General features: G+C 71.2%; 11 protein-coding genes. 7 read left to right on the top strand and 4 right to left on the bottom strand.

Going from position 1 to position 23,624, the window contains the following annotated elements:
- Window positions 1–19 precede the first annotated feature (19 nt).
- Window positions 20–685: a TetR/AcrR family transcriptional regulator gene (locus tag KGQ19_RS21300; protein WP_307856470.1), complete on the top strand. Its 666-nt coding sequence runs from the start codon at window positions 20–22 to the stop codon at window positions 683–685.
- Window positions 686–778: 93 nt separating this feature from the next.
- Here KGQ19_RS21300 and KGQ19_RS21295 read toward each other — a convergent pair whose 3' ends face one another.
- The 3 genes from KGQ19_RS21295 to KGQ19_RS21285 form a co-directional block, all read right to left on the bottom strand.
- The gene (locus KGQ19_RS21295) at window positions 779–976 is read right to left on the bottom strand and encodes an IclR family transcriptional regulator domain-containing protein (RefSeq protein WP_212010958.1); all 198 of its coding nucleotides are present in this window, start codon (window positions 974–976) and stop codon (window positions 779–781) included.
- A 17-nt stretch (window positions 977–993) separates the two neighbouring features.
- The gene (locus KGQ19_RS21290; protein WP_230419088.1) at window positions 994–1,827 is read right to left on the bottom strand and encodes an SCO6745 family protein; all 834 of its coding nucleotides are present in this window, start codon (window positions 1,825–1,827) and stop codon (window positions 994–996) included.
- Window positions 1,828–1,948: 121 nt separating this feature from the next.
- The gene (locus KGQ19_RS21285) at window positions 1,949–2,218 is read right to left on the bottom strand and encodes a helix-turn-helix domain-containing protein (protein WP_212010957.1); all 270 of its coding nucleotides are present in this window, start codon (window positions 2,216–2,218) and stop codon (window positions 1,949–1,951) included.
- 104 nt (window positions 2,219–2,322) lie between these two features.
- Between KGQ19_RS21285 and map the strand changes: the two genes are divergently transcribed.
- Window positions 2,323–3,099, top strand: coding sequence for a type I methionyl aminopeptidase (map, locus tag KGQ19_RS21280; RefSeq protein ID WP_212010968.1), 777 nt, complete (start codon window positions 2,323–2,325; stop codon window positions 3,097–3,099).
- Window positions 3,100–3,435: 336 nt separating this feature from the next.
- Here the strand turns inward: map and KGQ19_RS21275 are convergent, their stop codons facing one another.
- A complete protein-coding gene (locus KGQ19_RS21275) occupies window positions 3,436–3,858 on the bottom strand; it encodes a MarR family winged helix-turn-helix transcriptional regulator (protein ID WP_368862130.1) in 423 nt (140 codons plus the stop codon).
- A gap of 163 nt (window positions 3,859–4,021) precedes the next feature.
- On the opposite strand from KGQ19_RS21275, the gene KGQ19_RS21270 reads away from it, so the two are divergent.
- The 5 genes from KGQ19_RS21270 to KGQ19_RS21250 all read left to right on the top strand — a co-directional run bounded on the left by KGQ19_RS21270 (window position 4,022) and on the right by KGQ19_RS21250 (window position 23,598).
- Window positions 4,022–4,393, top strand: a complete 372-nt coding sequence (locus KGQ19_RS21270; RefSeq protein ID WP_212010955.1) for a cupin domain-containing protein — start codon at window positions 4,022–4,024, stop codon at window positions 4,391–4,393.
- 371 nt (window positions 4,394–4,764) lie between these two features.
- Window positions 4,765–6,456: an MFS transporter gene (locus KGQ19_RS21265; RefSeq protein WP_212010954.1), complete on the top strand. Its 1,692-nt coding sequence runs from the start codon at window positions 4,765–4,767 to the stop codon at window positions 6,454–6,456.
- A gap of 226 nt (window positions 6,457–6,682) precedes the next feature.
- Window positions 6,683–12,055, top strand: a complete 5,373-nt coding sequence (locus tag KGQ19_RS21260; RefSeq protein WP_212010953.1) for a type I polyketide synthase — start codon at window positions 6,683–6,685, stop codon at window positions 12,053–12,055.
- The gene (locus KGQ19_RS21255; protein ID WP_212010952.1) at window positions 12,056–15,406 is read left to right on the top strand and encodes a type I polyketide synthase; all 3,351 of its coding nucleotides are present in this window, start codon (window positions 12,056–12,058) and stop codon (window positions 15,404–15,406) included. It abuts the gene before it with no gap.
- Window positions 15,403–23,598 carry a hybrid non-ribosomal peptide synthetase/type I polyketide synthase gene (locus KGQ19_RS21250; protein ID WP_212010951.1) on the top strand — a complete coding sequence of 2,732 codons (8,196 nt, stop codon included), beginning with the start codon at window positions 15,403–15,405 and terminating at the stop codon, window positions 23,596–23,598. The genes KGQ19_RS21255 and KGQ19_RS21250 overlap by 4 nt, the downstream gene beginning before the upstream one ends.
- Window positions 23,599–23,624 lie beyond the last annotated feature (26 nt).

Below are 23,624 nucleotides of genomic sequence, written 5' to 3'. Positions count from 1 at the left end.
CGATGCGTACACTGGCCCGGTGAGCGATCAGCCCGAGGCGCCGGGACCGGCACCGGCGCCAGTACCCGCACCGGCGCCAGTACCCGCACCCCTGCGCGACCGGAAGCGAGCCCGCACCCGCCAGGCGCTCATCGACGCCGCGGTCACCCTGTTCGACCGCGACGGCTACGAGCAGACGACCATCGCCGACATCACCGCGGCGGCCGAGGTCGGGGCCCGGACCTTCTTCAACTACTTCGCGAGCAAGGAGGACCTGCTCTTCTCGGAGAGCGACGCCCGGGTCCGCACCGCGCTCGATGCCATCGCCACCCGCGCGCCGCACGAGGCGCCGACCGAAGCGCTGCTGCGCGCGCTGCGCGACGTCGGCGCGGTGAGCGACGAGATGGCGAGCCCGCAAGGGGCGCTGCGGTTGAAGCTGAGCCGCAGCGTGCCGGCGGTGCGGGGCCGTGCGCTCCAGGCCCAGCTGGATGCCCAGCGTGAGATTGCGCGGCAGCTTGCGGCGGCGTACCCCGACACGCTGGACGAGGTCAGCGCGGCGGCCGTGACCGGGGCGTTCATCGGCGCGATCACCGCCGCGTTGCAGGTTCTGCTTGAGCGGTCGGCCCAGCCCGAGGATCCGGCTGAGTTCCACCGGGTTCTGGTCGAGGCTACGGATGTGGCGCTGGCTCCGTGGGCGGGCAAGTAAGGGTTCTTATTGGCTGAGGGGGGCGGGCTCTGGTGCCGGCTCTGGTACTGGATCCAGTGCCTGCCTTGGTACTGGCCTTGGTGCCGGCTCCAGTCAGCTCAGCAGCGCGAGATCGTCCTCGATCCGCTGTGCCGCGCGCCGCAGGATCGGCAACACGTTCTGCTGAGCCTCGGTCGCACTGGTGCGAGCGGCGTGCAGCGAGACGTTGATCGCGCCTACGGCCCGGCCTCGCGGGCCACGCACCGGCACCGCGATGGACCGCAGACCCTCCTCAAGCTCCTGATCCAACATCGGCGACCGCTGGAGCGCTAGTCCTGCGCGGCGATCAGCACCTTGGCAACAGGTTCGAGCGCCGCGATGAGCTCAGCAAGCTCGCCCGCCGCCAGCCCCGCGTAGGGCTTCGCCGCGAGTTCGTCGGTGAGCGCCTCGATCCGCTGCTTGACCGCGCGCCCCTGCTCGCTTAGCCATCCGTCGTCGCCGATCAGGCCCCGATCGCGCAGCCCGTCGATCACCGCGGCGAGTTGTGCCGCCGGAAGGTGGTGGATCCGACCGAACTTCTCCGCCGGCATGTCCATGTCGAGGGCTGCGAGTACGTGTGCCTCGGTGCGGCCGATGCCCTCGCTCATCAGGGCCACGATGTGCCCGTCGCCGCGGTGCTCCCGAAGCAGGGAACCGGCGTGGAAGAAGCGGATCGCCACGTCGTCGGGGAGTGGGAGGGCGCGCAGTGCGGCGTACATGGGTCGGCCTTCGCACGGAGCGCTGGTCGCCGCCTTGAGCAACAGTTCAGTGGTGCGGGCGAAGGCGGGCTCCGCGATGCGGTCGGCGAGGATCCGCCGCAGGGCGTTCGCGCAGCCCTGGCGTCGGGCGGCGATCGCCGCTTCGGGGGTGGTGGTGCGCCACACCTTCGGGATGTGGCGGGCCACCTCGCCGGGGGCGAAGTTGTAGAACAGCGCGTCCACCACCTCGGGGCCGGCCTGGCCCAGGGGCGCGGCGCGGCCGGCGAAGTAGGTGTCCCAGTAGTCGGTGAAGCCCAGGGCGAACATCGTCTCGTTGGGTTCGTCGGCTGTGTACGGCAGGAGGCCGATCGGCTCCACGAGTTCGTACATCCGGCGTGCGACGTTGTTCCGAGCGGCGCTGTTCATCGTCGACTCCTCCTGCGGCAGGTCCGGCGCCCGTTGCGGGCATGCTCAATCACTTGGACGACTGCGCGATGCGAAACTCATCGCTCGGAACCCAACTTATTGCGCCGCGCTGCCCGACCGCTCAGGAGACCGCTTCCAGCCCCACCTCAGCGCCGTGCCACGTGGCGGCCAGTTCCTGCACCGGCACGTCCAGGGCCGCGCCGAGGCACACGATGGTGCCGAAGCCGGGCGAGGGCAGCCGGCCGGTCTCGATCTTGCGCAGGGTCTCGGGGGAGATGCCCGCCGCGTTGGCGACCTCGACGAGGTCGCGGTCCGCCCGGGCCCGGCGCAGCCGGGAGCCCAGTCGGCGGCCGGCTTCGAGTTGCTGGGGGGTCAGTGGTTGGCGGACCATGGGTTCAGGATACGGCTGGTATTTCTATACCGGAAGGCGCTACGGTGACCGGTATAGAAATACCGTAGGCGTCCGTGGATGCCGAGTCCCCCCGCGAGGTAGCCATGATCGAGCTCAAGACCCCTGCCGAAATCGAGCGTATGCACGTCACCGGGCGGTTCGTCGGCGAGGTGCTGACCGAGGTCGGGCGGCTCGCCGACGTGGGCGTCAACCTGCTGGACCTGGAGCGGCACGTGCGCGGGATGATCAAGGAGCGGGGCGCGGTGTCGTGCTACTGGGACTACTCGCCCTCCTTCGGGCGCGGCCCGTTCCGCAATGTCATCTGCCTGTCGGTGAACGACGCGGTCCTGCACGGCCTGCCGCACGACTACGTCCTGCGCGACGGCGACGTGCTGAAGGCCGACATCGCGGTCACGATCGACGGGTGGGCCGCCGACTCGGCGCGCACGGTCATCGTCGGGACCCCGGCCGCTGATGATCTGCGCATCATCCGGGCCGCCGAGGAGGCGTTGGAGGCGGCGATCGAGGAGGCGCATCCGGGCCGGCGGGTAGGGGATATCTCTGAGGCGATCTCGTCCGTGGCCCGCGGTTACGGATACCCGGTCAACGGCGAGTTCGGCGGCCACGGGATCGGCCGCACCATGCACGAGGGCCCGCACATCTCGAACACCGGCCGATCGGGCCGTGGCCTGGTGCTTCGGCCGGGTCTGGTCCTGGCTCTGGAACCCTGGTTCGCCAAGAGCACCGACCGGATCGTCTACGACCCCGACGGCTGGACCATCCGCTCGGCGGACGGTTCGCGCGCCGCGCACGCCGAACACACCGTGGCCATCACCGAGGACGGGCCGATCGTGCTCACCCGTCGGGAATCAGAGAACTGATTCTGAGGGCCGCGCCCGGTCGGCCGGGCCCGCCGATCGGGGCGCCGGTAGCACCCCTGACCTGGTATCCAGAGGTATCGGGAGCCGGGGATATCCCGGTGCGGTGCGGCATTTCGGCGGCGTTCGTGAATTCACCCGTTGACACACTGAACGGGATATCTGTTCGGTGCGGCGGCAATGTGCCGAGCGCACCGATATTGCGCACATCTCGTGGAAGATCGGCGGCAATGTCCGGTCGGGACCGGGCCCGGCGGACGCCTGATCGTCGCCGGAGTCCGGCCGCGCGTTCGGACCGGTCCGCGTAACCTGTCCGACCGCCGGGCCGGGCCAGGCGCCTCACCACAGCGGCCGCAGAGGCGGCAGATCCTCACCGGCCATCGTCCGGATGACCGCGGCCAGGCCGGCCCGCGGCATGGTCAGCCCGCGCTCGCCCAGTTTCTCGTTCAGCTCCTCCTCCAGCTCGCGCAGCACCGTGCCGGCCACGGTGAGATGCCGTAAGGCCTTGTCGGTCAGCACCACCAGCTTGCGCCGGCCGCCGGCCGGGTGCGGCAGGCGGCGCACGTACTTGCGTTCCTCGAGATCGTCCACGATCTGCCCGGCGGCCTGTTTGGTGACGCTCAGCTTCTCGGCGAGTTCGGTGCTCGTCGAGCCGGTCGTGCCCAGGGCCTGGAAGACCAGACCGTGCATCGGCCTGAGGTCGGAGTACCCCGCGACGTCCAGCCGGCGGACGAATTCGGAGAGAACGAGCTGGAACGCCATACCCAACAGGAAGGTCAGTTCGGAGCCCTCAAGTGGATCGATCGGCTTCTCGGGCGGGTCTGTCGGGTCGGTGGCGTCCACCCACCCATGTTGACATACACCAATCCCTGTTGCTTTGCTTAGGGTGCAAGTAAAGCAGCTTTATACGAGGAGCGCTGAAGCGATGTACGTGGTTACCGAGACTGAAGAGCGCACCACCCGGACCCCGGCCGGCGGGATGTTCGGCCTGGCCGCGCCGAGCCAGGGCGGCACCGAGGTCAGCACGTGGCGGGTGGAGATCGCGGACGGCCTTTCCACCCCGGTCCACCAGATCGACAAGGAGCAGGTCTGGATGCCCATCGCCGGGGCCTTCGAGGTGGAGATCGACGGCGCGGCCGAGCAGGTCAAGGCCGGTCAGGCGGTGGTCATCCCGGCCGGCGCCACCCGGCAGCTCAAGGCGGTCGGCGACACCCAGGCGCTGGTCGCGATGGCGGTCGGCGGCAAGGCCATGATTCCCGGCAAGGAGGACAAGATCCCGCTGCCCTGGGCCGAGTGAGCCGCGCCGGATCGGTGTGACGCAGCCTGGCCAGGGGCGGCCCCAGCCCCCCCGGCGGCCAGGCTGCGGTGCCGTCTCGGATCCGGCGCCGACCCGGGGCGAGATCGCGCCGGTCTCGCGCCGAACCCGCACCGCATCGCATCGCACAGCGGGCAAACCCGCACCGCATCCGGACCCGCACCGCACGCAGAGACGCCAAACCCGCACCGGCACCACACCGCACAGCACAGACGCCGAACCCGCACCGCACCGCACCCGCACCCGCACCCGCACCGCACCACACCAACGCCGAACCCACGCCGAAAGCACCAATTCGCAGGGTCCCGCCTGGCACCCGTTCCCAGCAATCAGCCACAAGTCTCGAGGACGCAATGAATCCTGATCTCAGCACCGGGCGCCGCCGGGCGATTCTGGCGCTGCTCGCGGTCACCGTACTGATCGTGGTCATGGACCTCACGATCTTGAACGTCGCCATGAACCAGATCCAGGCCGGGCTCGGCGCCTCCAACGCCGACCTGCAGTGGGCGCTGGACTCCTACCTCATCACCTTCGCGGCGTTCCTGTTCACCGGGGGCGTCACCGCCGACCGCTTCGGCCGCAAGAAGGTCCTGATCGGCGGTCTGCTGATCTTCGGCACCACCTCCGGGCTGGCCGCGTTCTCCACCAGTATCGGGGCCCTGATCCTGTGGCGTGCGGTGATGGGGGTGGGCGCCGCCGTGGTGCCGACCGTCACGCTGGCGCTGATCATCGTGATCTTCCCGCCGATGGAGCGGGCCAAGGCGATCGCGGCCTGGGCGGCGGCGGCCGGGGTGGCCTTCGCGGTCGGCCCGGTCCTGGGCGGCCTGCTGCTCGACAAGTTCTGGTGGGGCTCGGTGTTCCTGGTCAACGTGCCGCTGATCGTGGTCGCGGTGGCGCTGATGATCTGGCTGGTGCCGGAGTTCAAGAACCCGAACCCGGCCAAGTTCGACCCGCTGGGCGTGGTGCTGTCCATCGTCGCGGTCGCGTCCCTGGTCTACGGCATCGTGATCGGCGGCGACAAGAACGACTGGACCCGCGCCGACGTCCTGGGCCCGATCGCGGCCGGCCTGGTGCTCGCCGCGGTCCTGGTGTTCGTCGAGCGCCGGATGGCCTCCCCGGCCCTGGATGTCAGCCTGCTGCGGAACTCGCGGTTCTCGGCCGGCACCGTGGTGATCGCGCTGTGCTTCTTCGCGCTGATCGGCGCGATCTTCATCACGCAGTTCTACTACCAGGCGGTGCTCGGCTACTCGCCGCTGAAGGCCGGTCTGCTGGTGCTGCCGATGGGCATCGGCTCGATGGTGGTCTCGGCGCGCTGCCCGAAGCTGGTCGCCAAGTTCGGGCCGCGCATGGTGGTGACGGCCGGCTCGCTGGCGATGGCGATCTCCTTCGCGCTCACCAGCTCCTTCGGCGCCGGCACCGCGCTGGTGGTGCTGATCGCCGCGCAGCTGCTGTTCGGTCTGGGCTGGGGCTGCATCATGGCCCCGGCGACGGCCTCGCTGATGTCCGTGGTGCCGCCGATGAAGGCGGCGGCCGGGCAGGCGGTGTCGCAGACCGGCCGGCAGGTGGCCGGGGCGCTGGGCATCGCGGTGATCGGCAGCATCCTGGGGGTGGAGTACCGGGACTCGATCGGCAGCGCGGTGAACGTGTTGCCGGCCCATCTGCGCGACGACGCCGCCGGCTCGATCGGCGGGACGCTGGAGGCGGTCAAGTCGGCCGGGCTGACCACGCAGGCCCCGGCCCTGATCCACAAGGCGATGGACGCCTACCTGTCCGGCATGCGGGTCACGATGCTGGTGATCGCCGGCGTCGCGGTGCTGGCCGCGCTGGTCTCGTTGCGCTGGCTGCCGAACCAGCCGCCGGCGCCGCCGATGCCGCCGCCCGCGCCGCCGGTTCCGGCCGCCGCCGAGCCGGAGGGCGCCGGGTCCGTCGGGTCCGCCGTGTCCGAGCCCGCCGCCGCACAGTCGGCCACCGCACAGTCGACCGCGCAGTCGACCGCGGGCACCAACCCGGTCACTGGCGCGAATCCGTCGGGGGCCCCGGCCTGATCTGGACCGTCCGTACCGCGGTCCGCGCTGAGTGCTCGCAAACCCTTAAGGGTTTGCGAGCACTTGGCTATCTGCTCGAAACATGCAGCTCTAAGGGGTTGTTCCCAGTGTAACCCGACCGTAAGACAAGTAGCTTGACTCGGCGTTCCGGGCTCCCGTAGGCTCTCGATTCGAACCCTGATATGAATTTTCTTTTTCGGGTTGGGGGATCGTGTCTAACAGTGAAATGCTGAGTGAACTCACCGTGCTGTCAACGGGAGAACTCGCCGAATGGTTGCGTTCGGAGATTTCCCGGCGAGTGGGCTGTGCCCCGGAGGAGATCCGCGACGACGAACCGTTCTCCGCGTACGGACTTGATTCAATGCGGGCGACCGATCTTGCCGTCGCCCTTTCGGAATTGTGCGGCGATCATATATCGCCTACTGTGCTCTGGGCCTATCCCACCGTCGGCGCCCTCGCCGGGCACCTGGTGGGAGGTGTCACGGCCGCGGCCCCACCGCGACCGCGCACCCGCCGGGACGGCCCGCCGGAGCCGATCGCCGTGGTCGGCCTGGCCTGCCGGTTCCCCGGCGGGGCGGACGTCAGCCAGTTCTGGCGGCTGCTGAGCCAGGGCCGCGACGCGGTCCGCGAGGTGCCCGCCGAGCGCTGGGATGTGACAGGCCTGGTGGACGCCGATCCGGCGGCCGCCGGCACGATGGTCACCGCCCGGGCCGGTTTCCTGGACCAGCCGCTGGACGGCTTCGACCCGCTGTTCTTCGGGATCTCCCCGCGTGAGGCCCAGGAAATGGACCCGCAGCAGCGGCTGTTCCTGGAGGTCGCCTGGGAGGCGTTGGAGGACGCCGGGCTGGCCGAGGAGCACCTGCACGGCACCCGGACCGGGGTCTTCGCCGGCAGCATCTGGCACGACTACGCCGACCTGGCGGCCGGCCACCGCGACACCCTGTCCACGCACTCCGCGACCGGCCGCGCCGCCAACATGGTCGCCAACCGGCTCTCCTACGCGCTGGACCTGCGCGGCCCCAGCGTGACGCTGGACTCGGCCTGCTCCTCCTCGCTGCTGGCGATCCACCTGGCCTGTCAGAGCCTGTGGACCGGGGAGTCGGTGCTGGCCCTGGCCGGCGGGGTGAACCTGCTGCTCAACCCGGACACCATGGTGTCGCTGACCAAGTTCGGCGGCCTGGCCCCGGACGGGCTGTGCAAGGCCTTCGACGCCCGCGCCGACGGCTTCGGACGCGGCGAGGGCTGCGGCGTGGTGGTGCTCAAGCCGCTGTCCCGGGCGCTGGCCGACGGCGACGACCTCTGGTGCCTGATCCGCGGCTCGGCGACCAACAACGACGGCCTGAGCAACGGCCTGACCGCGCCGAACCCGATCGCCCAGCAGGAGGTGCTGCGCGAGGCCTACCGGGTCGCCGAGATCGCCCCGGAGCGGGTCGGCTACGTCGAGGCGCACGGCACCGGCACCATGCTCGGCGACCCGATCGAGGTCGCGGCGCTGGGCGCGGTGCTCGGCCCGGGCCGGGCCGAGCCGCTGGTGCTGGGCTCGGTCAAGACCAACATCGGCCACTTGGAGGCCGCCGCCGGCGTCGCCGGGTTCATCAAGACCGCGCTCATCCTGCGGCACCGCCGAATACCGCCGAGCCTGCATTTCGAGCAGCCGAATCCGCATATACCGTTCCAGCGGCTCGGCGTTCGTGTGCCGGTGGAGTGCGAGGATTGGCCGGAAGGCACGGAACCGCTCGCCGGGGTCAGTGCCTTCGGCTGGGGCGGCACCAATGTCCATGTGATTCTTGAGAGATTCGAGGAGTCTCCTAAGCAGACTCCTCACGACTTTTCCCCGGCGTCCACCGAGACGCGCCCCAAGCTCGGCTTCATCTGTTCACCCTATGGCCAGCAGTGGTTCGGCATGGGGCGCCGGATGTATCGCACCGAACCGGTGTTCCGGGCCGTACTCGAAGAATGCGATAGAGAGCTTTCCCGCTATGTCGAGTGGTCCCTGGTAGAGGAATTACTGCGGGAGGAAACCTATGAGGGAACCGGTGACGTCGGCGTCGTGCAGCCGATCCTGTTCGCCCTCCAGGTGGCGTTGGCCCGGTGGCTGGAAGCCGCCGGTGCGCGTCCGGACGTCGTGGTCGGACACAGCCTCGGCGAGATAGCCGCGAGCGTCATCGCCGGAGTGCTCGACCTGCCCGACGCCGTACGCCTGGTCCACCACTACAGCGATCAGCAACGCCGGGTCGCGGGCCTGGGCGGCGGCATGGCGGTCGCCGAGATGGCCGCCGACGACCTGCGGGCCTATCTGGCCGAGCGCGGGGCGAGGGCCGAAGTGGCGACCATGAACGGCCCCCGCACCACCGCCCTGGCCGGGGAGCAGACCGAGCTGGCGGCGATCGTCGCGGATCTGAAGAGCCGAGGCGTGCTCAGCTCCCTGATCCGGGTCGACCTGGCCGCGCACAGCCCGGCGATCGACGCCGTCACCGCGGACCTCACCGCCGCCATCGGCACCCTGACGCCGCACCCGCCGAGGCTCCCGATGATCTCCACGGTCACCGCCGAGCCGCTGGACTGGCCGAGCGCCTCGGCCGAGTACTTCGTGGCGAACCTGCGCCGGCCGGTCCGGCTCGCCGAGGCCACCGGCCTGGCCCTGGCCGGGTACTGCGACCTGCTGGTCGAGATCAGCGCGCACCCGGTGCTGCTGGCCGCCTTGAGGCAGAGCGCCGAGGACAGCGCCGCCGAGACCGGGCGCGAGGTGCCGGTGCTCGGCGCTATGCGCCGGGACGACGACGACCGGTCCGGGCCGTTCGAGCTGCTGGCCGCGCTCGCCGGTCACGGCGTGGACGTCCGGCTGCCCGGCCGGGCCGACTCGCGCGGCGAGCTGTTCGTGCTGTCCGCCAAAGCCCCAGAGGCGTTGCGGGCGCTCGCCGAAGCGGTCGCGGACACCGGGCCGGATCAACAGGACCCTGATGTCCGTCTGCCGGATCTGGTCGAGGCCGCGAACCGGCGGGGCTTGCAGCCCTATCGGCTGGCTCTGCCCGCGCACGACATCCAGGGCCTGTTCCGGGACCTGAAGGACTTCGCGCTCGGCGGCGCGCCGGCCGGGTTGTCCGTATCCGAACAACCCGTCGGGACCTCGCCGAAGGTCGCGTTCGTCTTCCCCGGCCAAGGCGCGCAGTGGCTGGGGATGGCCCGGGCCCTGCTGCGCACCGAGCCGGTCTTCCACACCGCGATCCGCGAGTGCGACGCCGCGGCCGCCGAGTTCGCCGACTGGTCCATCGAGGACGAACTCGGGCGCGACGAGGCGGACTCGCGGCTGGAGCGCATCGACGTCGTGCAGCCGGTGCTGTTCGCGATCGAGGTCGCGCTCGCCGCGCTGTGGCGCTCATGGGGCGTCGAGCCGTTCGCCGTCGTCGGGCACAGCATGGGCGAGGTCGCCGCCTCCTACGTGGCCGGCGCGATCTCGCTGCGGGACGCGGCCCGGATCATCTGCCGCCGCAGCCTGATCATGCGGCGGCTCAGCGGCACCGGCGCGATGCTGGCCGTGGAGCTCACCGTTGACGAGGCCCGCGAAGCCATCGCAGGGCACGAGGACGTCGTGTCGCTGGCGGTGAACAACAGCCCGCGCTCGACCGTGCTCTCCGGCGACCGCGACGTCCTGAGCGGGATCGCCGAGCAGCTGACCGCCCGGGAAGTGTTCCATCGCTGGGTCAAGGTGGACGTGGCCTCGCACAGCCCGCAGATGGACCTGCTCCGCCCCGACCTGCTGACGGAACTGGCGGATGTGAGCCCGCGGGCGGGCACCGTGCCGATCTACTCGACGGTCACCGGCGAGGTGCTGGACGGCTCCCAGCTGCAGGCTCCCTACTGGGTCGCGAACCTGCGGGACCCGGTGCTGTTCGGCGACCAGATCGCCGCGCTGATCGGGGCCGGCGTCGAGGTCTTCGTGGAAATGAGTCCGCACCCGATCCTGCTGCCGGCCGTCGAGCAGGTGGCCGTCGAACACGGGACCGAAGTCGCCGCCCTGCCCTCGATGCGCCGCAACGAGACCGAGCACGACACGCTGCTGGAATCCGCGGGACGGCTGCTCGTCCGCGGGGGCCGGCTGGACCGTGCGAAGCTTGCCACGCCCGGCCGGCGCGGCGTACGGCTGCCCACCTATCCGTGGCAGCGGGACCGGCACTGGCTGCCGGACCTCGAAGGCCCGGTCGAGTCGGCCGGCGTCCGCGACACCGTCCGCGACGCCCTGCTCGGCCAGCGGTTCGACTCGCCGATCGAGCCCGGCACCTCCTACTGGCAGATGTCCTACGATCGCGACGTCGCCGCGGTCCGGGACCACCGCATCGGCCGGGCCGCGGTACTGCCCGGCGCCGGATACGTGGAGCTGGCGCTCGCCGCGTGCGCCGAAGTCCGTCCGGACCGCAAGCCCGTCATATCAGAGCTCTCATTCCGCGAGCCGCTGGTGATCCCCGAGCGGGGGACCCGCCGGGTTCAGGCGGTTCTGGAAGGCGGCGCCGACCAGACCGCGCGGCTGCGGGTCTTCGCACCGGGACCGGAAGGCGCGGCCTGCGTCGCGCAGATGCAGGTCTCGTATACCGAGGACGAAGCGCCGGCCGAGCGCGGCGACCTGACGACCCTGGAGAAGCAATTCGAGGAACGCGTATCAGGCCCCGACTACTACCGGATCCTGAGCGCGCACGGCCTCGACTACGGTCCGGCCTACCAGGGCCTCACCCGGATCTGCCGGCAAGGCGCCGAAGCCTTGGCGCTGGTCGAGCCCACGGCCGAGGTGGTCCGCTCCGGTGGAGCGCACCAGCTGCATCCGGCGCTGCTGGACGCGGCGTTGCAGGCCGCGGTGGCGCCGATGCTCGGCCCGGGTTGGGGCGGCGAGGACACCGAGGCCTTCCTCAGCGAGGGTCTGGGCCGGCTCGTCCTGCACCGATGTCCGACCGGTCCGTTCTGGGCCCACGCCGTCTGCCGGGCCGACGAGGACGGTCGGCACTGGGCCGCCGACGTCCGGCTCTACGACCCGGACGGCACCGTGCTGGCCGAGGTCTCCGGGTTGCGCGGAGTCCGGCTGGCGCAGATGCCGCAGCTGGCCGACCCCGCCGACATCGATCCGGACGGCGCCGATCTGGCCGCGATCGGTGAAGGGGCCGAACAGAGCGGCAGAGAGCTGATAGCCGCGCTGCCCTCCGGCCCCGAGCGGCGGGCGGCGCTGGAAGGAGCAGTCCGCGACGCCATCGCCAAGGTGGTCAGGATCGCCCCGGACCGGGTGGAGGCCAACCGGCCGCTGCGCACCCTGGGCCTGGACTCGTTGCTGGCCCTGGAACTGAGCAACCGCCTGGGCCGCATCTACGGGATACGGCTGTCGGCCACGCTCGCCTACAACTACCCGACCGTCCAGGAGATGGCGCCGTTCCTCGCCGAGCGTCTGGACATCCCGTTGGACGACCCGGCTCCGGTGCCCACACCGGCGTCCCCCACCCCCGGTGAAAGCCACCCCCATCCGATCGGCGAACCCGCCGACGGCGAACTGTCGGACAGCCCGGCGGCTCTGCTCGAACGCGAACTCGCCGAGCTCAACGTGCGGATGGAGACGATCTAGATGACCCCGCCTCGCCAGGCGCAGGCCACGGACGGCACCCTGAAACGAGCGCTGGCAGCCGTCCAGCAGTTCCGCAACCGGATCGACGCCCTGGAACTGGCCAAGCGGGAGAGCATCGCCATCGTCGGCATCGGTTGCCGACTGCCCGGCGGTATCTCTTCCGCGGCTGATCTATGGGACGCACTGGAGAAGGGTTTCGATGCCATCTCCCCGATCCCGGCGGACCGCTGGGACGCCGCCGCCTACTACGACCCCGACCCGCAGACCCCGGGCCGGATGCCGGTCCGCTTCGGCGCCTTCCTCGACGCCGTGGACCACTTCGACCCCTACTTCTTCGGCATCTCGCCGCGCGAGGCGGTCCGCATGGACCCGCAGCAGCGGCTCTTCCTGGAGGTCGCCTGGGAGGCGTTGGAGGACGCCGGCCTGACCCGGGACCGGTTGCGCGGCAGCGCGACCGGCGTGTTCGTCGGCGCCAACTCCTCGGACTATCTGCATCTGCAGATGGAGGAACCGGACGGCGCCGACACCTACACCGTGGTCGGCGGCGCCAACTGCATCATCTCCAACCGGCTGTCCTACCTGCTGGACCTGCGCGGGCCGAGCATGACGCTGGACACCGCCTGCTCCTCCTCGCTGGTGGCCGTGCACCTGGCCGCGCAGAGCCTGCGCAACCGGGAGTGCGACCTCGCGGTGGTCGGGGGAGCGAACCTGATCCTGTCGCCGACGATGACCGTGGCCCATGCCAAGGGCCTGCCACTGTCCCCGGACGGCCGATGTCGGACGTTCGACGCGCGGGCCGACGGTTACGCCCGCGGCGAAGGCGTGGCCTCGATCGTCCTCAAGCGGCTGTCCGACGCGATCGCCGACGGCGACGCGGTCTGGGCGGTCGTCAACGGCTCGGCGGTCAACCAGGACGGGCTGACCAACGGGCTCACCGCACCCAGCGGCCGGTCCCAGCGGGCAGTCATTTCGCAGGCTCTTGAGAACAGCAGACTGACTCCGGACCGGGTGACGCTGGTCGAGGCGCACGGTACCGGAACCGTCCTCGGCGACCCCATCGAGGTGGAGGCGCTGTGCTCGGTCTACGGGGCCCGCGACGCCGAATCGGCACCGTGCGCACTCAGCTCGATCAAGACCAACATCGGGCACCTGGAGGCCGGCGCCGGACTGGCCGGGCTGATCAAGGCGGCGCTGAGCATCCATCACCGGGTCCTCGTGCCGCACCTGTATCTGGAGCAGATCAACCCGCATATCAGCCTGGACGGCACCCGGCTGTTCATCCCCACCACCCGGCAGGACTGGGATGTGCCGGACGAGCGCCGGCACGCCGCCGTCAGCTCGTTCGGGGCCGGCGGTACCAACGCCCACGTCGTTCTCGGCCCCGCCCCACGGGTCGAGCATGACGAGGCAGACCAGGCCGATCACGCGGACCAGGCGGGCCCAGGGCCCGCCGGGCAACTGGAGCCGCGGCCACGGTCGCGGCCTCGGGTGATCCCGATCTCCGCCGCCACCTCCCAGGCGCTGACCGCGATGGCCGAGGCCTACCGCGACCATCTAGCCGCCCTCGACCCGCGAGCCGTGCCGCTGAGCACGCTGGCGCACACCGCCACGGTGCGTCGCACTCAGCTGGAGCACCGGTTGACCGTGGTCGCGGACTCGGCGGCGCAGGGCGCCGACCGGCTCACGCAGTGGCTCGACGGTGAAGCCCCGGTCGGGGTGCGCACCGGACGGGCCTCGGCGGACGTCGGCCGGGGCGTCGCGTTCGTCTTCCCCGGCCAGGGCGCCCAGCGCCTCGGCATGGGACGCGAGCTGATGGCGTCCTGCCCGGTGTTCAGATCCGCGGTGCGGGAATGCGACGAGGCCATGCGGACCTGGCTGGACCGCTCGATCCTGGACGAGATCCACGACCCGGATCCCGATGCCGCGCTGGAACGGATCGACACCATCCAGCCCGCGCTGTTCGCGATCGCGGTCGGCCTGGCCGCCCGCACCCGCGCGCTGGGGATCGAGCCGACCGCGGTGATCGGGCACAGCATGGGCGAGATCGCCGCGGCGTATGTGGCCGGGGCGCTCAGCCTGGAGGACGCCACCCGCATCAGCTGCCGTCGCAGCACCCTGCTGCGGCGGATCAGCAAGCAGGGCGCGATGTTGGTCGTGGCGCTGCCGATCGACGCCGTGGACACCTATATCAGTGACCTGAGCGACCTGGTCTCGGCGGCGGTGAGCAACAGCCCGACTTCGACGGTGCTCTCCGGCGACCCGCGGGCGCTGGACGCTTTGGCCGAGCGGCTCCAGGCCGAGAACATCTTTTGCCGTCCGGTGAAGGTGGACATCGCCTCCCACAGCCCGCAGGTGGACCCGCTGCGCGAGGAGCTGCTGGCCGAGCTGGCCGACATCAAGCCGCGTCCGTCCCGGATCCCGATCCTGTCCACGGTGACCGGAGAGCTCTGCGACGGCTCCGGGTTCGACGCCGAGTACTGGTGGCGGAACCTGCGGCAGCCGGTGCTGTTCTGGGACGGCGTGCGGCAGCTGATCGACGCCGGGCACGGGATCTTCGTCGAGATGAGCCCGCATCCCGCGCTGCTGTCGGCGGTGGAGCAGGCGTTCGAGGTGAGCGGCCGCAGCGGGCTGGCCGTGCCGGGGATGCGACGCGACCAGCCGGAGACACACGGTGTCGCCGAACTCTTCGGCGCCCTGCACGCGCAGGGGGTGCCGGCGCCGCTTGCGAACTTGCTCCCGGCCAGCGCCCCGGCTACCCGGCTGCCCGGCTACGCGTGGCAGCACGAGAGCTTCTGGTTCCGTCAGCTGGGTGCCTACCGGGCGCCGTCCGGCCGAGTCGGCACCGTCCCCACGACGGTGCCCGCGAAGCGGATTCCGGCCCGGACCGTGCGATCGGCAGCCGTCCCGGCGGCTGTCCCGGCAGCGGGACCGACCGGCATGTATGACCTCGTACTCGCCGCGGTCGCCGAGGTGCTGGAGATGGATCCGGACCGGATCGAACCCAGCGCCGGCTTCTTCCAGCTCGGCATGGACTCGATCATGGCGGCCCGGGTCCGCGGCCGCTTGGAGGCCGCGCTGGACCGCAAACTGCCGGCCCCGGTCATGTTCGAGCACCCGACGACCGCCGAGCTCGCCGAACACCTCGGGACCCTCGGCGTCCCGGCATCGAACCCTGATACGGCGCCGGCTACGCCGACGACGCCGATTCCCACGGCCGAACCGCCGACGGATCACCCCGATCCGCAGCCCGGCGGCCCGCGAGCCGTGGACGACCTGACGGAGGAACAGTTGCTCGCGGTACTGGCCGACGAGATCCGGATGGCGAACAGCGATCCGGGGGAGGACCGATGACCACCGTCGAGGAGCACGACCGGCAGTCGGTGCTGGCCCGGTCGGTCCACGAGATCAGAAGACTGCGGGGCGAGCTGGCCGCCGCCGAACTGGCCCGGAGCGAACCGATCGCCATCGTCGGCCTGGCCTGCCGGATGCCCGGCGGCGCCGAGGACCCGGAGGCGTTCTGGGAGTTCCTGCGCGCCGGCGGCGACGGCATCGGCGAGGTGCCGGCCTCACGCTGGGACGCCGAGGCCTTCTACGACCCCACACCCGGCGCACCCGGCAAGATGAACACCACCCGGGGCGGCTTCCTGGCCGACGTCGACCGGTTCGACGCCGCGTTCTTCGGGATCTCCGACCGCGAGGCCGCCTACCTCGACCCGCAGCAGCGTCTGTTGCTGGAGGTCAGCTGGGAGGCGCTGGAGCACGGCGGGCAGCGGCCCGACGCGCTCACCGGATCGGCCACCGGCGTGTTCTTCGGCATCACCACCAACGACTACGTCCAGACCATGTTGCAGCAGGTCGATCCGGCCGACCTGGAGGCCTACGGACTGACCGGCAACGCCTCGACCTTCGCCGCCGGCCGGCTGTCCTACTGGCTCGGCCTGAACGGGCCGAGCCTGTCGGTGGACACCGCCTGCTCCTCCTCGCTGGTCGGCCTGCACCTGGCCGTGCAGAGCCTGCGCTCCGGCGAGAGCTCGATGGCGCTGGCCGGCGGTGTCAACGTACTGCTGGCCCCGGAGTGGTCGGTGGTCGCCGCCAAGGCGCACATGCTCGCGCCGGACGGCCGATGTAAGACGTTCGCCGAGGCCGCGGACGGCTACGTCCGCAGCGAGGGCTGCGGGGTCGTCGTGCTCAAACGGCTCTCCGACGCCCAGGCCGCCGGGGACCGGGTACTGGCCGTGATCCGCGGCTCGGCCGTCAACCAGGACGGCCGCAGCAGCGGGGTGACCGTGCCCAACCCGCGGGCCCAGCAGGACGTGGTTCGCCGGGCCCTGAGTACCGCGATGGTGAGCCCCGACCAGGTGTCCTACGTCGAGGCACACGGCACCGGCACGCCGCTCGGCGACCCGCTCGAACTGCGCGCGCTGGACCAGGTGTTCGGCCCCGCGCGCGACGGTCGGGACCCGCTGCTCGTCGGCTCCGTCAAGACCAACATCGGCCACCTGGAGCCGGCGGCCGGTGTCGCCGGGCTCATCAAGGTGGTGCTCGCCCTGCAGAACGAGGAGATACCTCCGCATCTGCACCTGGACCGGGTCAACCCCGAGATCGGCATCGAAGACCTGGCGGTGGAGATCCCAACCGCCGGGCGACCCTGGCCCCGTGGGGACCGTCCGCGGATCGCGGGCGTGAGTTCGTTCGGTGCCAGTGGCACCAACGCCCACGTAGTGGTCGCCGAGGCGCCCGCCGCAGTGGCGCCGTCGCTGTCCGCTCCGGCTCCGATCGAGCCGGAGCGGACAGCCCACCTGCTGATCTTGTCGGCCAAGACCCCGGCGGCGCTCGACGCGCTCGCGCTGCGCTACCGGGACCGGCTGGCCGGCGCCGACCCCGCCTTCGTCGAAGACCTCTGCTTCACCGCCGCGACCGGCCGGGCCGGATTCCCACACCGGCTGGCCGTCAGCGGCTCCGGCCCGGTCGACCTCGCCGTCGGGCTGAGCGCGTCCGCCGCGCTGGGCGCGTCGGCGGTGCAGAAGGACGGCATCCGGCCCAAGGGCGTGTGGCGCGGCCAAGTCCGCGCCGCCGACGCCTCCGGCGTCGCCTTCGTGTTCACCGGGCAGGGCGACCAGTACCCCGGCATGGCGCGCACGCTCTACCAGACCGAATCGGTGTTCCGGCAGTTCATCGATCTCTGTGACGAGCTACTGCGCGAGCAGCTGGACCGGCCCCTGCTGTCCGTCCTGTATCCCGAGGACGAGGCGGACGCCGAACTGATCCACCAGACCCGCTACACCCAGCCCGCGCTGTTCGCCGTCGAGTACGCCTTGTCAGAGCTCTGGGGCTCCTGGGGCGTGCGGCCGTCGGCGGTGCTCGGGCACAGCGTCGGCGAGCTGGTCGCGGCTTGTGTCGCCGGCGTCATGTCCCTGGAGGACGGCCTGCGGCTGGCCGCCGGGCGCGGCCGGCTGATGAGCGAGCTGACCCCCGGCGGCGCGATGGCCACGGTGTTCGCCACCGAACCGCGGGTGCGCGAGCGGGTCGAGGCGATGACGGGCATGGTCTCGATCGCGGCGGTGAACGGCCCCGAGAGCGTGGTCGTCTCCGGCGCCGAGGACGAGGTCCAAGCCCTGCTGGACGCGTTCGCCGCCGAGGGCGTCAAGTCCAAGCGGCTCACCGTCGAGTGCGCCTTCCACTCGCCGCTGATGGACCCGATGCTTGAGGAGTTCGAACAGCTGGCGCGGACGATCCAGTTCTCCGCCCCCCGGATCCCGTTGCTCTCCAACGTCACCGGCGCGGTGCTGACCGGACCGGACGCCTTCAGCCCGGCCTACCTGCGCGAGCACGTCCGCGCCCCGGTCCGGTTCCACGACGGCATGACAGCCCTCTACGGCCGGGGCCTGCGGACCTTCGTCGAGATGGGCCCGGCCCCGACGCTGGTCGGGATGGCCAAGCGCTTCCTGCCGGCCGGCGACGAGCGGCGCGCGACCACGCTGTTGCCCTCGCTGCGCAAGAACCACGACGACTGGGCGGTCCTGCTGGACAGCGTCGGTGCCCTGCACACGCTGGGCATCGCAGTGGACTGGGACGCGTTCTACCAGGGCCGCCCGCGGCACAAGGTCAGCGCTCCGACCTACCCGTTCCAGCGCGGCCGGCACTGGTTCCGACCGAGTGTTCGAACGACGAACGCGGTGGCGTCAGCCGGGACCACTTCGGCAGCCGGTCCGACTTCGGAGGTCGGAACAAAGGCGGATTCGCTGCTGGGCCAACGGGTTGCCTCGCCCTTGGACGTCATCCAGTTCCAGACCCGGCTGTCGCCGACGGTCCACGAGTGCCTGGGCGACTGCGTGATGGACGGGCTCCCGGTGGTCAACATCGGGGTCTATCTGGAATCGGCGATCGAGGCCGCTCGGGAGCTGCACGGCACCGGCCCGCTGGTCGCCGAGGAATGCCTGGTCCTGCAGAGCCTGGTCCTGGACCAGGAGGCGCCGGTCAACGTGCAGCTGCTGGTCGAACCGGACGGCAACGGCGGCCTGGGCTACGGCTACTACGCCGAACACCCTGCCGGGACGTCGGACGCCGACCCTGAGTGGGTCCTGCACGCCCGCGGCCGCATCGCCCCGGATCCGACGCCGCCGGCCCCCGAGGTGGATCTCACGGCACTGCGATCCGACCTGACGCGGGAGACCACCGGTGATGACTTCTACCGCCAGATGTCGCGCCGCAAGCTCTACCTCGGCCCGACCGCCCGCTGGATCGACCACGTCTGGTGGACCGGCGGCGCGGCCCTGGCCCGGCTGCGGCCGCTGGCGCGCGAGGACGTGCGCCGCTACCGGCTGCACCCCGGGCTGACCGACGCCTTGTTCCAAGCGCTGTTCGTCGCGCTGCCGGAGTCCACGCCGGCCGAGGCGACGTACATGCTGGTCGGCCTCGACAGCTTCCGCTTCCGGCCCGACGACGGCTTCGACAGCCTGGCCCCGGCCTACTGCCACGTCCGCCTGCTGCCGACCACCGACCCCGACCTGCTGAGCGCGGAAGTCCGCCTCTACGACGAGCGCGGGCGGACGGTCGTCCAGGCCGACGGCGTCTACCTGCGGCGCGCCGACCGCTCGCAGCTGCAGCGGACAGGCGCCGACGGCCGGGCCCGGCCGACCGGTCGCGTCCCGGCCCGGGCGTCATCGAGCCCTGAGGCGAGCACCGGCACCGCTCCCGCACGCACCCCCGACGACGTCCGCGCCATCGTGCTGACGACCATCGCCGCCGCGCTGGGTTCGGCCGCCGCCGACCTCGACCCGGACGAGTCGTTGCAGAACCTCGGCCTGGACTCACTGATGGCGCTGGAGGTCAAGGAAGCCCTGTCGGCCCAACTGGCGGTCTCGCTGCCGATGGTCGCCTTCCTCGAAGGCCGCAGCGCCGATGCCCTGGCCGAAGAAGTGCTGTCCCGGATGGGATTGCGGGACGGCGCGGCAGCCGAGGCCGGTCAGGCGTCGGGATCGGGTTCCTCGGCCGGCCTGCCCACGCTGGTGGTGTCCGAAGCCGAGCGCTACGAACCGTTCCCGCTGACCGACCTCCAGCAGGCCTACCTGGTCGGCCGCTCCGGCGCCTTCGAACTCGGCGACGTCTCGACCTACTTCTTCCTCGAAGTAGACCTCGATGACCTCGACCTGGAGCGGCTGGAGCGGGCCCTGGGCGCGATGATCGACCGGCACGACATGCTGCGCGCCGTCGTCACCCCGGACGGCTACCAGCGGGTGCTGCCCGAGGTGCCCGCGTACCGGATCAAGACCGTGGATCTGCGCTCCGAACAGCCCGACATCAGGGAACAGAGTCTGCACGCGATCCACGAACAAATGCGCGACATGGTCTTCGACACGGCACTCTGGCCACTGTTCGAGATCCGGGCCACCCGGGTCGACGACCGGACCACCCGGCTGCACCTCGGCCTGGACGCGCTGATCATCGACGCCTGGAGCACGTCGCTGCTGTTCCGCGAGTGGGCCGCGGCCTACCGCGACGAGGAACTGCCGGACCTGCCGATCCGGTACCGCGACTACGTGCTGGCGGCGCGCGCCGTCGAGGGCACCGAACTGCACGCGAAGTCGGCGGCGTACTGGCAGGAGCGGCTGGATTCGCTTCCGCCGGCCCCGGATCTGCCGCTCGCTAAGGACCCTGCGACAGTGGGCAAGCCGGTCTTCAGCCACCGCTCCGGTCGGCTGGAGGCGGCGGACTGGGCCGCTTTCAAGGCCCACGCCGCGGCGGCGGGGGTGACGCCGTCGGCGGCGCTGTGCACGGCCTATGCACAGGTCTTGGCGGCGTGGAGCAAGACCAGCAAGTTCACTCTCAATGTCCTGTTCTTCAACCGGCTGCCGCTGCACGCCGCGGTGGGTCAGCTGGTCGGCAACTTCAGCAGCACTAGCTTGCTGGAGGTGGACAGCACGGCCACCGATCCGTTCACGGTACGGGCCGAGCGCACGCAGCACCGGCTGTGGACCGATCTGGAGCACAGCCACGTCAGCGGCGTGGAGGTACTCCGGCAGCGCAACCGGGCCGGCGGCGGTTCGCTGCGGGCCGGGATGCCCGTGGTGTTCGCCAGCACCGTGAACTTCGCGGCGAAGGAGGACTCCGCCGCGGCGACCGGCCTGGCCTGGCACCTGACCTCGCTGACCGGCGGCGGCCGGGAGGTCTCCAGCTCGATCCGCACGCCGCAGGTGTGGCTGGACCACCAGGTGGTCCAGGACGCCGATGCGCTGATCGTGAACTGGGACGTGGTCGAGGAGATCTTCCCGGCCGGGATGATCGACGACATGTTCGCGGCGTACCTGGCGGTGCTGCGCGATCTGTGCACCGACGAGGCGAGCTGGCAGCAGCCGGCGCCGGTGCTGGTCCCCGACGCCGCCTTGGCCGACCGCCGCGCGGCCAACGCCACCGCCGCCCCGCTGCCCGCCGGGCTGTTGCACGAGCCCTTCTGGATCCAGGCGGCGGCGTATCCCGAGCGGACGGCGGTGATCGCCCCTGACAGGGAACTGACTTACGGCGAACTCGCCGAGCGGGCCAACCGGCTGGGCCGCTGGCTGCGTGAGCGCGGCGCCCGGCCCGGCGCGCTGGTCGGCGTGGTGATGGAGAAGGGCTGGGAGCAGATCGCGGCCGTGCTCGGGGTGCTCGTCTCGGGCGCCGCCTACGTGCCGATCGACGCCGGGGTGCCCGCCGAGCGGCTGCGGTTGCTGCTGGACAGCGCCGACATCTCGCTGGTGCTGACCCAGCGGCGGGTGGCCGAGCGCACCAGTTGGCCCGATGGAGTCAGTGTGCTGAGCGTCGACTCGCCGCAGGCAACGGATCCGAGCGGGGCCGAGTTGCCGCCGTCCGGGGCCGTGGCCAGTGACCTGGCCTACGTCATCTTCACCTCGGGCTCGACCGGTCTGCCCAAGGGCGTGATGATCGAGCACTCCGGCGCGCTGAACACGGTGCTCGACATCAACGCGCGGTTCGGGGTCGGCGAGGACGACCGGGTCCTGGCTCTGTCGGCGCTCAACTTCGACCTGTCGGTCTACGACGTGTTCGGGCTGCTGGCGGCCGGCGGCGCGATCGTGCTGCCCGAGCCGGGCGCGCACCGGGAGCCGGGGCGCTGGCTGGAGCTGGTCACCGAACACGGCGTCACCGTGTGGAACACCGTCCCCACGCTGATGGAGATGTTCGCCGAGCACGCGCTGGCCGCGCCGGACTCCGGTCCGGTGCCGGTCCGGGTGGTCATGATGAGCGGGGACTGGATCCCGGTGGCGCTGCCCGCCAGGATCAGGACTCTGCTTCCGTCGGCCGACCTCTACAGCCTCGGCGGCGCCACCGAAGCCGCCATCTGGTCCATCTATCACCCGATCGGCGAAGGCGATCCCGGCTGGTCGAGCGTCCCGTACGGGGTGCCGCTGCTCAACCAGCAGTTCCATGTGCTGGACGAGGCCATGCGGCCGTGCCCGGAGTGGGTCCCGGGACACCTTTACATCGCAGGGTCCGGACTCGCGCGCGGCTATCTCGGTGACGAACGCAAGACCAAGGCGTCGTTCGTGCGTCATCCGAGCACCGGCGAGCGGCTCTACCGGACCGGCGACCTCGGCCGCTACCGCCCCGGCGGGATCATCGAGTTCCTGGGCCGCGAGGACTTCCAGGTCAAGGTGCAGGGCTACCGCATCGAACTCGGCGAGATCGAGGCGGCGCTGAGCCGGTGCCCGGGGGTCCGGACCGCCGTGGTCACGGTGCTCGGTGCGCGGGAGTCGGCCAAGCAGCTCGCGGCCTACGTCGTCATGGACGGCGGCGCCGATCCGGACGCCGATCGCGGCACGCTGGACAAGGCGCTGCGCCAGATGCTGCCGGAGTACCTGGTGCCGCAGCACATCGTGCTGCTCGACGCGCTTCCGTTGAGCAGCAACGGGAAGGTCGACCGGTCCGCACTCCCGGCCGTCGATCAGCAGGCTGAGAACGACGGCGACGTGGTCGCGCCGCGCGACGCGCAGGAGAGGATGCTCGCCGACGTCTGGGCCGAGTTCTTCGAAGCGGCCCCGCGCAGCGTGCACCTGAACTTCTTCGCGCTCGGCGGCGACTCGCTGCTGGCGGTGCGGCTGATGGCCCGGATCCGGGCCGAATCCGGGGTCGCGCTGCCGCTGTCGGTCCTGTTCGCCCGGCCGACCATCGCGTTGCTGGCCGAGGCGCTGCGCGATCGCGGGGAGCACGGTCGGCGCCGGGCGTTGGTGCCGGTGCGGGCCGAGGGCGACGCCACGCCGCTGTTCTTCGTGCATCCGGTCGGCGGTGACGTGCTCTGCTATTCCGAGCTAGCCGGTCTGCTCGGTGCCGGGCAGCCGTTCTACGCCTTGCAGACCCCTGATGTCGATGAACCCCTGGAGACCGTCGAGGCGATGGCGGCCCACTACCTCAAGGCGATCACCGAGGCCGCACCGAGCGGCCCGTACCGGATCGGCGGCTGGTCGATGGGCGGCGTGGTGGCCCTGGAGATCGCCCGGCAGCTGACGACGGCCGGGCACGAGGTGGACCTGGTCGCGGCCGTGGACCTGCTCGAACCGCCCGGCCCGGCGCCGGACGACGTCGATGACGCCGTGTTGCTCTCCTGGTTCGCCCGGGACCTGGCCGGACTCGCCGGTGCGGTCTGGGAACCGGATCCGGACCTTTTCCGGGGCGCAGGCGGCACCGCCGAGGAGTCGCTGTTGTTCGCCGAGGCGCGGCGGCAGGGGTTCCTGCCGGAGGACATAGACGAGGACACCGTCCAGCCGATCCTGCGACGGTTCCTACGGAACTTCCGTGCGCTGCTGGCCCACCGCCCCGCGGCCTACGACGGCGAAGTGCTGTTCCTGCGGGCCTCGGACGGCGGGGCGACCCCCGAGACCGCGGCGGCCTGGAGCGACCGGCTCGGCGGCGCCGTCGAGATCGTCGACCTGCCCGGCGACCACTTCAGCGTGATGCGGCAACCGCATCTGGACTCCCTGGCAGACCGGCTTCGCGACCGCCTGGCCGTCCGCCTTTCCGCCGGCCACTCCGCCGGCCTCTCCGCTCGCTGACCTCACGACACCCACATCCCTGATGG

It is taken from the genome of Catenulispora pinistramenti, from assembly GCF_018274385.1.
Classification (GTDB): domain Bacteria; phylum Actinomycetota; class Actinomycetes; order Streptomycetales; family Catenulisporaceae; genus Catenulispora; species Catenulispora pinistramenti.
This window is presented reverse-complemented; position numbering and strand designations above follow the sequence as displayed.

Excerpts from the sequence above, each read along its gene's own strand:
- KGQ19_RS21260 (WP_212010953.1), top strand. The coding sequence starts at position 6,683 with ATGCTGAGTGAACTCACCGTGCTGTCAACGGGAGAACTCGCCGAATGG.
- KGQ19_RS21285 (WP_212010957.1), bottom strand. The coding sequence starts at position 2,218 with ATGGTCCGCCAACCACTGACCCCCCAGCAACTCGAAGCCGGCCGCCGA.
- KGQ19_RS21295 (WP_212010958.1), bottom strand. The coding sequence starts at position 976 with ATGTTGGATCAGGAGCTTGAGGAGGGTCTGCGGTCCATCGCGGTGCCG.
- KGQ19_RS21270 (WP_212010955.1), top strand. The coding sequence starts at position 4,022 with ATGTACGTGGTTACCGAGACTGAAGAGCGCACCACCCGGACCCCGGCC.
- KGQ19_RS21265 (WP_212010954.1), top strand. The coding sequence starts at position 4,765 with ATGAATCCTGATCTCAGCACCGGGCGCCGCCGGGCGATTCTGGCGCTG.
- KGQ19_RS21290 (WP_230419088.1), bottom strand. The coding sequence starts at position 1,827 with ATGAACAGCGCCGCTCGGAACAACGTCGCACGCCGGATGTACGAACTC.
- KGQ19_RS21255 (WP_212010952.1), top strand. The coding sequence starts at position 12,056 with ATGACCCCGCCTCGCCAGGCGCAGGCCACGGACGGCACCCTGAAACGA.
- KGQ19_RS21275 (WP_368862130.1), bottom strand. The coding sequence starts at position 3,858 with ATGGCGTTCCAGCTCGTTCTCTCCGAATTCGTCCGCCGGCTGGACGTC.
- KGQ19_RS21250 (WP_212010951.1), top strand. The coding sequence starts at position 15,403 with ATGACCACCGTCGAGGAGCACGACCGGCAGTCGGTGCTGGCCCGGTCG.
- map (WP_212010968.1), top strand. The coding sequence starts at position 2,323 with ATGATCGAGCTCAAGACCCCTGCCGAAATCGAGCGTATGCACGTCACC.